This window comes from Bradyrhizobium sp. LLZ17, from assembly GCF_041200145.1.
Lineage (GTDB): Bacteria > Pseudomonadota > Alphaproteobacteria > Rhizobiales > Xanthobacteraceae > Bradyrhizobium.
On the sequence record NZ_CP165734.1, the window covers coordinates 225833 to 238314 of the forward strand.

Consider the following 12482-nt stretch of genomic DNA (forward strand, 5'->3'; position numbering starts at 1 on the left):
TCAAGAGGAAGACCTGCCAATGTCCAACATCGTTCTCTCGGCGTCGGTTCGCCAGAACCTGTTGTCGCTGCAATCGACGGCCGATCTGCTGGCTACGACGCAGCAGCGCCTCTCGACCGGCAAGAAGGTCAACACCGCGCTCGACAACCCTACCAATTTCTTCACCGCGCAGGGGCTGGACAACCGGGCGAGCGACATCAGCAATCTGCTCGATGGCATCAACAACGGGGTGCAGGTTCTCCAGGCAGCCAACACTGGCATCACCTCGCTGCAAAAGCTGATCGACAGCGCCAAGTCGATTGCCAACCAAGCGCTTCAGACCACGGTCGGTTACTCGACAAAGTCGAACATCTCGACCACGATCCCCGGCGCATCGCCAGCCGATCTTCGCGGCACGACGAGCTATACATACACAACTGCAACCGGCAATGTCGTCACCGACGGTACTGCCGGCGGTACGCACGCGATTACAAGCGCGATCACCCTCGGTGGCATCTCGCAGCCACTGACGGGAACGGCTGCTCCCGACGGCGCCGGCACGGCCGCAAGCCTTGCTGCGGGTCTCACTTTGGCCGGTGCGCCCAGTGCGACCACGATCGCCGCGAACGGCGCGCCATCGGATGGGGACGTGCTTGTCGTCAACGGCAAGACGATCACGTTCAGGGCTGGCAACGTGCCTGCAGCGGCCAGCGTTCCCGCCGGCTCCGGCTTCAGCGGCAATGTCGTCACTGACGGCAACGGCAACTCGACCGTTTACATCGGTACCACAGCTGCCCCGACCGGAACGGTTCAGGACGTTCTGAATGCGATCGACCTGGCGAGCGGCGTGCAAAAGGCCGCAATCACCGCCGGCACGGCAACGCTGTCGAATTCGTCGGGCACTAACGCAGCCATCGCGGGAGGTGTTCTGACCCTCACGACCGGAACAGGCGCCGACCTGAGCATCACCGGCAAATCCGACTTGCTGAAGGCGCTCGGCCTGACCACCGCGACCGGCTCCGGTAATGTCACCGTTACCAAGGCGCGCCTGACGACCTCGGCGACGCTGGGCACGCTCGTTGATGACGGCTCGACGCTGAACGTGGACGGCAAGACCGTCACCTTCAAGAATGCGGCCGCGCCTGCCGCCGCCCCCGCGGGCTCGACCAAGATCGGCAGCATCGTGACGGACAATAACGGCAACTCCGTCGTCTACCTCCAGGGCGGCAGCGTTCAGGACTCGCTGAACGCGATCGATCTGGCGTCGGGTGCCGGCATCGTCAGCGGCGCCGCCGTGGTTGCCGCGCCCGGCTCGTCGCTATCGTCGGTGGTCAACGGCGCTCTCAAGCTCAGCACCGGCACGGCGGCAGATTTGTCGATCACCGGAACGGGCAACGCGCTGTCCTCATTCGGTCTCACCGGTCCGACCGGCACCGGCACGGCCTTCACCGCGGGTCGCGCGCCGGGCGCGGGCAGCATCTCCGGCAAGACCCTGACCTTCACCTCCTTCAACAGTGGCACGCCCGTGAACGTCACCTTCGGTGACGGCACCAATGGCACGGTCAAGACGCTCGACCAGCTCAACAACCAGCTTCAGGCCAACCATCTGACGGCGACGATCGACGCGAACGGTGTGCTCACGATCACCACCGTCAACGAGTACGCGTCGTCGACACTCGGCTCCGTGGCCGCCGGCGGCGTGGTCGGAGGCACGATTACTGGCACGGTTGCGTTCACCACCGCGCAGCCGCCGATCCAGGATCCTGTGGCGCAGACGGCGCGCTCCAACCTAGTCAGCCAGTTCAACAACATCCTGGCGCAGATCGACACGACTTCGCAGGACTCCTCGTTCAACGGCGTCAACCTGCTCAACGGCGATACGTTGAAGCTGATCTTCAACGAGACGGGCAGCTCCACGCTCGGCATCAACGGCGTGGTCTTCAACGCGGCGGGCCTCGGCCTGAGCAATCTCGTCACCGGCGTCGACTTCATCGACAACGGCGCTACCAACAAGGTGCTCACCAGCTTGAACGCAGCCTCGAGCACGTTGCGGTCGGAAGGCTCCGCGCTCGGCTCCAACCTGTCGATCGTGCAGGTACGTCAGGACTTCTCCAAGAACCTGATCAACGTGCTGCAGACCGGCTCGTCGAACCTGACGCTCGCCGACACCAACGAGGAAGCGGCCAACAGCCAGGCGCTGTCGACCCGTCAATCGATCGCGGTCTCCGCGCTCTCGCTCGCCAACCAGTCGCAGCAGAGTGTGCTGCAACTGCTCCGCTAATATCGCAGCGCAGAATCGCTAGTCGACACATCGCGGCGGGGCTAATGCCCCGCCGTTCTTTTAGCGAGATCGCTAAGACAAGATTAGCTCAGATCAGCGCATGATGAATGCGATCGTTTACAGCGCACGCACTCGCATCTAGCTTTGAAGTGAGAAAGAATCCGTGCCCCGTAATTGTCCGGAGCGCTTCCACTCTCTCACGTAAGCAAATCTTAAGCGGTGCTGCCTAGGGTTGGGAAAGAAATCCTTAAGCCTGTTCAACGGGCTAGGAAACCTCCAGGGTGTGATTGATGTCGAATTCCGCTGCCTCGGCTTACGCGCGCGTTGCGACGACCACTGCATCTCCTCGCGACGTCGAGGCGCAGACGCTGCTCAAGGCCGCGAACAAGCTGCAGGACGCCGTCAACAATGCCGACCCGCTCAGCGAAGAGACCAGGCACGCCCTGATGTTCAATCGCAAGCTCTGGACCATCTTCCTCAGCGAAGCGATGCGCGACACCAATCCCCAGCCCATTGAAGTCCGGCAGAAGATCGCCAACATCAGCGTGTTCGTGCTGAGCCAGACCGCGGCGCTCCAGATGAGCCCGCAGTTCGATCACTTCCGTCCGCTGATCGAGATCAACCGCAATATCGCCGCCGGCCTGTCCGGACGTCCCTGACGGAGAGTTGCCGTGGCCGACCTGATGAGCATCCTGTCGACCGCGTACAAGTCGGCCGTCACGTCGGTTCCGAGCAAGACCAAATATGTGGCCGTCGATCCGACGCTCTATAAGGGCACATGGACCGGCAAATATCCGGACGGCAAGACGTTCTCGCTCGGCATTTCGAACGTTGACGGCTTTCGCGCCCAGATTCACTACCAGAGCGGCGATACATCGCAGTATCAGCAGGTCCTGATCAAGGACTTCTCGTTCCGCTTCGGCAATACGAAGTTTACGCTGACCAATGTCGGCAAGGCGGAGATCAAGAACGTCGTGACCGATCCCGCGACCGGCTCGACCTATCTCGATACGGCGCAGGCCACGCTCCAGACCTGATGATCAGGCACTGAGGTCCGTGTTGAGCGGGCGCGAGGGCTCGGACTTCAAATCCAGTGCATGGAAATAAGCCCGCCGCCGCAGCATTGCGTCGTCCGGAAACTGGTTGACCACCGCGTCGGTCTTTTCGTTGAGGATCTGGAAGACGAAGGATGCGGCCGCCTGATCGAACACGACTTGGCGCGAGATGTTCTCGTTGCTTTGCAGATCATTGCGCACAGCCGCGCTCGTATCGCTCGCGGCGACCGTCTGGCTCACCGGCAAATCAGTTTGCACGGCCTCGTTCGCCGCCGCATTCGACGTCGTTACGATCTGCGCAGGGGCCGGTATCCCCACCGGCCTGATGCTGAAATCTGTACTCATGGCAGCCTCCTGGTTGCCTCGCGTGAGTCAAATCCCAACCCCTCTCAATAAGCAACCATGGAACACCAGGATTGAAGACCCGGTAAGGAAACGTGCCTAACCGCGCGACGACATCGCCGCGCGGTTTTTCGTAAAATTGCAGCTTGTTGCCTGCGTACGCTCAGAGCGAGCGGCTGACCGCGAGCGGAGTGATATGGCGCGGGCCCGGCGTGGCGCGACGTCCCGCCGCGGTATAGGTGTTCGGCACGTTGCGCTTCTGGATCTCGGCATTGACGCCGCGGACGACGCTTTCGGAGACCGCATGCGCCGTCGCGAGCACGGTGAGGTTGACCTGGAGCATGGCGCGGAAGGCGTCGTGGTGCCGGTGCAGGGTCGAGAGGAGTTCGGGCGCGGATTTCGCGAGCTGATCCTGGCTCGCCTTCAGCCGGCTGACGGCCCCGACATAGTTCCGCGACAGCTCCTGCTTCTTGCTCTCGAGCGTCATCGCTTCACGAACCTTGCCGGCACGCACGAGTTCGGTCTCGCGCTCGATCAGGCCGAGCAGGGCGCTCATCGCGTCCATCAGATCCTCGGCAAGCTTGCGTGCCTCGGCGCTGCCGGGCGCGGTGCTTGGGCGCTGCGCTTGCATCGGTCGACGTGACGCGTTGAATTGGTTCATGTCGTTTGACCTTATGCCGTGCGGATGGTTTTCGCCTGCTGCATGATCAGGGTGCGGTAGACTTCGCTCGCGACGCCGACGCCGCCGGCTTTGGCGAAGTTCTTGGAATATTGCTCGGTCAGCATCGAGCGCCACACACCGGTGCCCGGCGTGTCGCCGAACGGCCCTTCGCCCTTCAGGCTTGACGTCATCTGCGAGAACATGCTGTTGAGGAACATCGCCTCGAAATCGGTCGACGTCTTTTGCGCCTTCGCCTGCTGCTGCGGCGAGACCTTCTGAAGCGCGGCCGCGAGCTCGAAGTCGGGCCGGCCGTTGCGACTCTCTACCGAGAAGGCGGAAGAGGTCGCGAGGTGTGCGGTGTTGATCAAGCCGGCCTGCATCACATCACCTCGATGTCGGCTTCGATCGCGCCCGCGGCCTTGATCGCCTGCAGAATGCTGATGAGGTCGCGGGGGCCGATGCCAAGGCCGTTGAGGCCGTCGACGAGCTGCTGGAGCGAGACGCCGTCCTTGACGACGGCGAATTTCTTGCCGTCCTCGGTCACGCCCACGCTGGAGCGCGGGGTGACCACGGTCCGTCCCCGCGACAGCGGATTGGGCTGGCTCACCTGCGGGCTCTCGGAAATCGTCACCGTGAGATTGCCCTGGGCGACCGCGACGGTGGCGACGCGGACGTCGCGGCCCATCACGATAATGCCGGAACGCTCGTCGATGACGATCTTGGCGGCGAGATCAGGATCGACTTGGAGCTGCTCGATCTCGGTGAGGAAGGCGACCACATTGCCCTTGAACTCCGGCGGAACCGACAGCTGTACCGTGGAGGGATCGATCGGCTCGGCGCTCTTGACGCCGAGATAGTCGTTGATCGCGGCCGCGATGCGCTTGGCGGTGGTGAAGTCGGCATTGCGCAATGCGAGCCGCACGTTCGGCAGGCGATTGAGCGCGAACTCGATCTCGCGCTCGATGATGGCGCCGTTGGCGATGCGCCCGACCGTCGGCACGCCGCGCACGATCTTGGCCGCTTCGCCTTCGGCCTGGAAGCCGGAGATCGCCAGCGAGCCTTGTGCCACCGCGTAGACGTTGCCGTCGGCGCCGAGCAGGGGAGTGACCAGCAGGGTGCCGCCGCGCAGATCCTTGGCATCGCCGAGCGCGGACACCGTAACGTCCATGCGTGTGCCCTGGGTGGAGAACGCCGGCAGGTTGCCGGTCACCATTACGGCGGCGACGTTGCCGGTGCGGATGGTGGCGCCGCGGATATTGACGCCCATGCGCTCGAGCATCGCTTGCAGCGACTGCTTGGTGAAGGGGATGTTGTTGAGGGTGTCGCCCGTGCCATTGAGGCCGACGACGAGGCCGTAGCCGATCAGCTGGTTCTGCCGCACGCCTTCGATATTGGCGAGATCCTTGATGCGCGAGGTCGCACTTGCGGACGCGACCGAGAGCGTCAGCGCTGACAGCGCGGCGCAGGCCACTCCCAAAATCCTCAACCAACGAACGCCTGGCATCCTCTGCTCCCCGAGGCTCCTCAAATCTCGGACCGTCTCGACACTCCCATGACGAGCTGGTCCGACGCTTTCCTTGCGAGCGCTGTGCCAACGCGGGGCAGTGGGGTTAGGCGGTTGATCAGGTTGAATAAATCTATTTCGATCGGTGCCAAGATGCGTTCGCCCTGAGGAGCGAAACTGCCGCCTCTCGGCAGATTTTGCCGGGCTGTTTACGCCTCGTTAACCATAAAACGGCGAAGGTGACGGTATCGATCACCCGGATTGCTTCGATGCGCATCTACGGACCGAACGGCACCACGCTTGGAGCGCCGGCCAACCAGGCCAGACGGACGAGCTCCGGCACGTTCGTGTTGCCCGAGACGTCCTCGGCACAGGAGACGCGGGCGGCAGCAGCGCCGAAGGCGGCCGCGAACATCGACGCGCTGCTCGCCCTGCAAGGCATCGAGGAAGATCCGGTCGAGCGCCGCAAGCGCTCGGTGACCCGCGGCAAGACCGCGCTCGACGTCCTCGACGATCTCAAGATGGGACTTTTGTCCGGCAATCTCGACGCATCCACAGTCACGCGGTTGCGGGATGCCGCGGCGAATCTGAAATCGTCATCCGGCGATCCCGGCCTCGATTCCGTCCTCTCCGAGATCGAGTTGCGCGTCGAGGTCGAACTCGCCAAGGCCGGCCAGGCCTGATCGTCATCCGATCCGTGCAGCGCGCGCGGAGCTGCCTTACGCCGCTTCTTCCTTCTGCTGCGAGATCGTAGCGGCGCTGGGCGGCGAGCACGTCTTTCAGATTCTGCTCGGCCCAATCGCGCAGCGGATCGACGGCGCTGGCGAGCGTCACCCCGAGCTGGGTGATGGAATATTCCACCGTCACCGGCACGGTCGCGATGGCGTGGCGCTTGATCAGGCCGTCGCGTTCGAGCGACTTGAGAACCTGGCTCAGCATCTTCTGCGAGATACCTTCAATCGTGCGGCGCAACTGATTGAACCGCATTGACTCCTCGCGCAACAGCAACAGGATCAGCACCGCCCATTTATCCCCGACGCGATCGAGGATCTGGCGCGTTGGACACTCTGCTGCATAGACGTTGGGTTTCATCTCCGCTCCTCCTGCTCCGTACCGCTTGCCGGTTACTCCCGCGTAATCAGGTAAACACAAAGTGCTCTCTTAACACCAGCATTCTTTGAGATATCTAGTAACTGATAGTTACTTTAGAAGCAAAGGAGCCTTCCATGAAAATCGCAGTTGCCGGTGCGTCGGGCCGGGCCGGGTCGGAGATCACCAAGGAACTGGCCCGTCGCGGCCATAGCGTCACCGCCATCGCCCGGAACCCCGAGAAGGTCGCAGGCCTGCCGAACGTCACGCCGACCAAGGGCGACGTGCTCGATCAGACAGGCCTCACGAAGCTATGGGCCGGGCACGATGTCGCAGTGAGTTCCGTGCACTTTCTGGCCAGCGACGCGCACAAGCTAATTGGAGCCGCCAGGGCCTCCGGAGTTGGACGTTATCTCGTCGTCGGTGGGGCCGGCAGCTTGGAGGTCGCCCCCGGCGTGAAGCTGGTCACAACCCCCGGTTTTCCGGCCCAATACAAGGCCGAGGCCGAGGCGGGCTCTGCGTTTCTCGACCTGCTGCGGCAGGAAAAGGACCTGAACTGGACCTTCATCTCGCCATCGGCGCTGTTCGTCGAGGGCGAACGGACTGGCAAGTTCCGGCTCGGGACCGACCAGCTTCTCGCAGATGCGAGCGGGAAGAGCTGGGTCAGCTTCGCCGACTACGCCATTGCAGTGGCCGACGAAATCGAGCGGCCGGCTCATCCGAGGCAGCGTTTCACGGTAGGCTACTGAGTTTTGCGAGTTCTTGGCCGCCCCCGGGGTCTGCCGGATAAACCTTCCGGTGCAAGGGTTTGGGGGCGGTAACCCAGCGATTAAGGAAATATTGTCTGTCACGGGAGGTCGCTATATAAGCCCCGGCTCAACGGACTTCGTTCCGTTCACGAGTCGTTGCTTCAGAAGATGGGCTGCCCTTGGAAAAGTTGAAAAACTACCGACCGACCGAAAAAGAGCCTTTCATGAACGACCGGCAGAAGGAGTACTTCCGTTTGAAGCTCCTCGCCTGGAAGGATGAGATCCTCAAAGAGTCCAAGCTCACCCTGCAAGCCTTGCAGGAGGAGAACGTGAACCACCCCGATCTCGCCGATCGGGCATCGTCCGAAACCGACCGCGCCATCGAACTCCGCGCCCGCGACCGCCAGCGCAAGTTGATCGCCAAGATCGACGCCGCGCTCCAGCGCATCGAGGACAACACCTACGGCTATTGCGAGGATACCGGCGAGCCGATCTCGTTGAAGCGGCTCGAGGCCCGGCCCATCGCGACGCTCTCGGTGGAAGCGCAGGAGCGCCACGAGAAACGCGAGAAGGTCTATCGCGACGAATAGAGGCCGAGCCGCAGCGATGCGGCTCTTTGTTTTTGGGCTCAAGGCGCCGCTTCGCGCCGTGCTCCGCATGTTGCCTGCCGCGTGCAGCGGCGCGCGTCAGCTCACGCGTGCAATCGCGAAATGTGAATCGGGATCAATAACATGGAGTCTATTCCTCCGAGCTCACGTGAGTTCACATGAGAAACAGCCTTCACTTCGGGTGGGGAAGGTTTTGCGAGTCGCATCAACGAGATCGACTCTGCTGTTGAAGCGCTGATCGAGCAGCATCAAGCATCGCTGCAATCACGCCTCTCGCGTCACCTGCAAGGCTGCAAGCTGCGCGCCTCCATAAAGCTTCGACCAGCTCAACATTTCCTTAAACGCCGGCGTCTGCGTTTGCGGGCGATTGTTGCGCGGGAGACGAGAGACGAGCGCGGCATCGGGGTCTCCGGCTTGCCTGGTGAAGACGCAAGGCCATCCGCGGCCCGCGCTTGTCAGGCCTGGGCGGGGATGCTCCACTGTCGCGCATGATCGCGTAGCGTGGGAGGCGGCGCCGATGGACAAAATTCTCGCAGCCGCAAAGGCGATCGCGCTGGCGCGGCGGAACCATGCGCCGCTTGCGGCGCTGGAGGTTCCGCCAGCCGACGAGGCGGAAGGCTACCAGGTCCAGCGCGCGCTGCACGATCTCCTGCTGCCGTATGTCGGGCCACTGGTCGGCTACAAGATCGGCTGCACCAGCCAGGTGATGCAGGACTATATCGGAATCCCGCATCCCTGCGGCGGCGGCGTGTTCCAGAAGGGTGTTCACGACAGCGGCGTGGAGCTCACGGCTGCCGACTATGTCCGCGTCGGCGTCGAATGCGAGATCGCGGTCCGGCTGAAGCGCGACCTCGCCGCCGGCGAGGCGCCGTTCACGGCTGAATGGGTCGGCGAAGCCGTCGAGGCCTATCAGCCCGCGATCGAGATCGTCGACGACCGCTACGTGAAATGGGAGATGATGGGCGCGCCGACACTGATCGCGGATGATTTCTTCGCCGCCGGCTGCGTGCTCGGTCCCTCGATCCCGCGCTCGGCGGTGCCGGACCTGAAGGCCGTTAAAGGCCGCGCCATCGTCAATGGTGAAGAGGTGAGCCAGGGCACCGGTGCGGACGTGCTCGGCCATCCCCACAACGCACTCGCCTGGCTCGCCAACCATCTCGCCGCCGAGGGCAAGGGCCTGCACGCGGGCCAACTCGTGCTGACCGGGGTCTGGTCAAGACGTTGTGGCTGAAGGCCGGCGACAAGGTGCGGATGGAACTCGATGGGCTGGGGACGGTCGAGGCGGAGTTCACCTGACCTGCCCCGCCGTCATTGCGAGGAGCCCTTGCGACGAAGCAAATCCAGAGTCTTTCCGCGGATGCAGTCTGGATTGCTTCGCGACGCTCGCAATGACGGAGGTTGTGCCGCACCATGGTAAGAAACATGCGGCCTCCGGCAGGGGAGCTACCGGAGGCCGCGTCGTACATCGTCGCTCGCGCCTAGGTTCGCGAACACGATGTGGGAGCTCTTGCAGAAAGGCTAGAAGGGCAGCAGCACGTCCATGACTTGCTGGCCGTAGCGCGGCTGCTGCACGTCCATGATCTGGCCGCGGCCGCCGTAGGCGATGCGGGCCTGCGCGATCTTGGTGGAATCGATGGTGTTGTCGCTCTGGATGTCCTCGGGGCGGACGATGCCGGCGACGATGAGCTCGCGGATCTCGTAATTGACGCGGATCTCCTGCTTGCCTTCGACCACGAGATTGCCGTTCGGCAGCACCTGGGTCACGACCGCGGCGACGTTGGTCTGCAAGGCTTCCTTGCGATCGACGCTTCCCTTGCCCTCGCTCGACGCGGTCGAGTCGGCGGTGAGGATACGGCCGGGCAGGACCTTCTGCGCCTGCGCTCCCAACGTCTTGGCACCGATGAAGTCGGTAATCCCGGAATCTTCCTTGTTGGTACGGCTGCGCTGGGTGTCGTTCTCGATATTGGCCTTGTCGGTGATGTTCACGGCTACCGTCAGGAGGTCGCCGACCTGATGGGCGCGCTGGTCCTTGAAGAAGGCGCGGCTGCCGTTGCGCCACAGCGAGTTCGGATTGTAGGAGGCGACTTCCGGCTTCGGCATCGGCATTTGTACCGGCTTGTAACCGGGTTGCGTCGTCGGATTGTCGATGGCCGACAATTTTGGCTGCTCGCCGATCTGCGACAGGCGATCGATCGAGGAGCAGCCGCTCGCCAGCGCGCAAGTGGCCAGCAACAGACCGGAGAGCGCGACGCGACGAAGACGGGAAGCCGAACTGAAAGCGGACATGACTTACTCTGACTTTGCTTGAGCTTGCAGGAACTGGGCTGGCGGAATCTGGGCTTGCGAAACCTTGGTCGGCGACACCGCTGCTGGGGCCGCCGGTACCGGCGTCTCCCGCTGCAGCGACGAGGTCTGGTCGGCCGGCTCGACGGCAGGCGCCGTCGGTGTGGCCTGGCTCGCGCCTTGCACCGTGACCTGGCCGCGGCCGGTGACAGTTCCGGTCAGCGTGCGCTTGGTCTGGACATTGAGCACGCTGATGGTGTCGCCTTCGGCGCCGCTCTCGGCGGCCTTGCCGCGCGTGGTGAGATAGAGGCCGGGCACCCGGTAGATGATGGTGACGCTCTGGTCGCGCTGCACGAATTCGGGTTTGGCGATGTCGGCGACGCGGATCGGCATGCCCGCCCGCATCGGCCGGCGAAGTTGCATGCCGACCGCGCGCTCGCGCGTGGCGGGCTCGCCGGTTACTTCGGCCCGGGGCCTGCGCTCCTGCGCGACGTCGGAGGATTTCAGCATCTCGGTGCGTTCAATGTCGCGCGTCAGGACGGCGACCTCGACAGTCTCGATCGCGGTGCCGGCGAAGCGCAGCTTGGTCGGTACCGGATTGTTGTCGTTATTGATCTCGAAGGTGATATCGAAACGGCCGCTGCGGGCGTCATAGCGGGTCGCGACCGGCTGGAGCGCGCCGGTGTTGGCGGCATCGAGCCGCATGTCCGAGATGCCACGGTCAAAGGTGACGCTGATATTCGCGGCCTCGCCGAGGCCGAAACGGCGCTCGAGCGCGGTGGCGACCGCGTTTTCCAGGTCCTTGCTGGCGAGCGTTCGGGCGAGCCGGGTGACCGACACCTCCTTGATGTCGCCGGTCATCACGCCGATCACCTGTTTTCCGCGCAACACCGAGAGCACCTGGGCGACCGGCAGCGCGCCGGTGGTGCCGAGATCGGGCGAGCGGTAGACCGGGATCAGCGCAGCCGAGCCGGCATTGTCGATCAGATCGCCGACCCGCACCACGTCGGAGGTGACGGTGACGCTGGCGCGCAGCATCGGCGCGGCGATGCCGTCGTCGGCGGCCTGCGCCGGCAGCGCCAGCGCGAGCAGGGCGGAGATGGTGGCGAGCGTGGTGCGGAGCGTCATCATCATCACCTCAGCGGAACAGCGCCGTGGTCGATTGCATCATCTGGTCGGCGGCGCTGATCACCTTGGCGTTCATCTCGTAGGCGCGCTGGGCCGCGATCAGGTCGCTCATTTCCGAGACGACGTCGACATTGGCCTGCTCGAGGCTGCCCTGCGTGATCTTGCCGTAGCCTTCCGAGTTCGCAGTGCCATCCTGCGGCGGACCGGAGGAGGGCGTCTCGGTGAACTGATTGCTGCCGACGGGCTGGAGGCCGGCCTTGTTGATGAAGCGGGTGAGGCCGATCTGGCCCTGGACGGCCGAGGTCGACGAACCCGGCAGCGTGACCGAAACCTGGCCCTGCTCGTTCACCGTGAGGCCGGAGGCGTTGTTCGGGATCGTGATGGTCGGTTGAACCGGGTTGCCCTGGGCGGTTACGACGCGGCCCTGATTGTCCATCTGAAAGGTGCCGTCGCGGGTGTACTGGAAGGTGCCGTCCGGCATCAGGATCTTGAAGAAGCCTTCGCCTGAGATCGCGAGGTCGAGATCGTTGCCGGTCTGCGACAGCGTGCCCTGCGTCATGCTGCGCGGCGTGCCGACGGTCTTGACGCCGCCGCCGATATCGACGCCGACCGGCACGATGGTGCCCTGGTCCGAAGCCTGCGCGCCGACGCGGCGGACGTGCTCGTAGATCAGGTCCTGGAACGCCGCCGTCTGCTTCTTGAAGCCGGTGGTGCGGAGGTTGGCGATGTTGTTGGAGATCACCTGAACGTTGAGTTCCTGTGCCGCCATTCCGGTCGCTGCGGTGTGAAGCGCCTGCATATCA

At 63.7% G+C, this 12482-nt stretch carries 13 protein-coding genes and 2 pseudogenes; 7 read left to right on the forward strand and 8 right to left on the reverse strand.

The genetic code is table 11. The annotated features are described in order from the left end of the window. Positions 1-19 precede the first annotated feature (19 nt). From AB8Z38_RS00980 to AB8Z38_RS00990, 3 genes are all read left to right on the forward strand, one after another. Positions 20-2260, forward strand: coding sequence for a DUF1522 domain-containing protein (locus AB8Z38_RS00980; RefSeq protein WP_369722652.1), 2241 nt, complete (start codon positions 20-22; stop codon positions 2258-2260). Between the two features lie 290 nt (positions 2261-2550). Beyond that, positions 2551-2919 (forward strand): flagellar biosynthesis regulator FlaF, encoded by a 369-nt coding sequence (gene flaF / locus AB8Z38_RS00985; RefSeq protein WP_369722653.1) that lies wholly within the window; start codon positions 2551-2553, stop codon positions 2917-2919. A gap of 12 nt (positions 2920-2931) precedes the next feature. Continuing rightward, positions 2932-3297, forward strand: a complete 366-nt coding sequence (locus AB8Z38_RS00990) for a hypothetical protein (protein ID WP_369722654.1) — start codon at positions 2932-2934, stop codon at positions 3295-3297. 3 nt (positions 3298-3300) lie between these two features. Here the strand turns inward: AB8Z38_RS00990 and AB8Z38_RS00995 are convergent, their stop codons facing one another. From AB8Z38_RS00995 to AB8Z38_RS01010, 4 genes are all read right to left on the reverse strand, one after another. Beyond that, positions 3301-3660: a hypothetical protein gene (locus AB8Z38_RS00995; protein WP_369722655.1), complete on the reverse strand. Its 360-nt coding sequence runs from the start codon at positions 3658-3660 to the stop codon at positions 3301-3303. Positions 3661-3820: 160 nt separating this feature from the next. Further along, positions 3821-4318, reverse strand: a complete 498-nt coding sequence (locus AB8Z38_RS01000) for a hypothetical protein (protein WP_369722656.1) — start codon at positions 4316-4318, stop codon at positions 3821-3823. 11 nt (positions 4319-4329) lie between these two features. After that, on the reverse strand, positions 4330-4698 hold the full coding sequence (gene flgJ, locus AB8Z38_RS01005) for a flagellar assembly peptidoglycan hydrolase FlgJ (protein ID WP_369722657.1): 369 nt from the start codon (positions 4696-4698) through the stop codon (positions 4330-4332). After that, positions 4698-5822: a flagellar basal body P-ring protein FlgI gene (locus AB8Z38_RS01010; protein WP_369722658.1), complete on the reverse strand. Its 1125-nt coding sequence runs from the start codon at positions 5820-5822 to the stop codon at positions 4698-4700. Before AB8Z38_RS01010 ends, flgJ begins: the two co-directional genes overlap by 1 nt. A gap of 269 nt (positions 5823-6091) precedes the next feature. Between AB8Z38_RS01010 and AB8Z38_RS01015 the strand changes: the two genes are divergently transcribed. Further along, entirely contained in the window at positions 6092-6505 is a 414-nt protein-coding gene (locus AB8Z38_RS01015; protein ID WP_369722659.1) for a flagellar assembly protein FliX, read from the forward strand. A 36-nt stretch (positions 6506-6541) separates the two neighbouring features. Here the strand turns inward: AB8Z38_RS01015 and AB8Z38_RS01020 are convergent. Continuing rightward, a pseudogene (locus AB8Z38_RS01020) lies at positions 6542-6914 on the reverse strand (winged helix-turn-helix transcriptional regulator). A gap of 134 nt (positions 6915-7048) precedes the next feature. Between AB8Z38_RS01020 and AB8Z38_RS01025 the strand changes: the two are divergent. The 3 genes and pseudogenes from AB8Z38_RS01025 (at position 7049) to AB8Z38_RS01035 (ending at position 9564) form a co-directional block, all read left to right on the forward strand. Further along, complete coding sequence (locus AB8Z38_RS01025; RefSeq protein WP_369722660.1) at positions 7049-7660, forward strand: NAD(P)-dependent oxidoreductase; 612 nt, start codon at positions 7049-7051, stop codon at positions 7658-7660. A 224-nt stretch (positions 7661-7884) separates the two neighbouring features. Next, positions 7885-8250, forward strand: coding sequence for an RNA polymerase-binding protein DksA (gene dksA / locus AB8Z38_RS01030; protein WP_008554760.1), 366 nt, complete (start codon positions 7885-7887; stop codon positions 8248-8250). 535 nt (positions 8251-8785) lie between these two features. Further along, positions 8786-9564: pseudogene (locus AB8Z38_RS01035) on the forward strand (2-keto-4-pentenoate hydratase). A 222-nt stretch (positions 9565-9786) separates the two neighbouring features. Here the strand turns inward: AB8Z38_RS01035 and flgH are convergent. The 3 genes from flgH to flgG are packed head-to-tail and all read right to left on the reverse strand — an operon-like array spanning position 9787 to position 12478. Further along, positions 9787-10554 carry a flagellar basal body L-ring protein FlgH gene (gene flgH / locus AB8Z38_RS01040; protein ID WP_369722663.1) on the reverse strand — a complete coding sequence of 256 codons (768 nt, stop codon included), beginning with the start codon at positions 10552-10554 and terminating at the stop codon, positions 9787-9789. A gap of 3 nt (positions 10555-10557) precedes the next feature. Continuing rightward, positions 10558-11682, reverse strand: a complete 1125-nt coding sequence (flgA, locus tag AB8Z38_RS01045; RefSeq protein WP_369722664.1) for a flagellar basal body P-ring formation chaperone FlgA — start codon at positions 11680-11682, stop codon at positions 10558-10560. Positions 11683-11689: 7 nt separating this feature from the next. Further along, a complete protein-coding gene (flgG, locus tag AB8Z38_RS01050; RefSeq protein WP_369722665.1) occupies positions 11690-12478 on the reverse strand; it encodes a flagellar basal-body rod protein FlgG in 789 nt (262 codons plus the stop codon). Positions 12479-12482 lie beyond the last annotated feature (4 nt).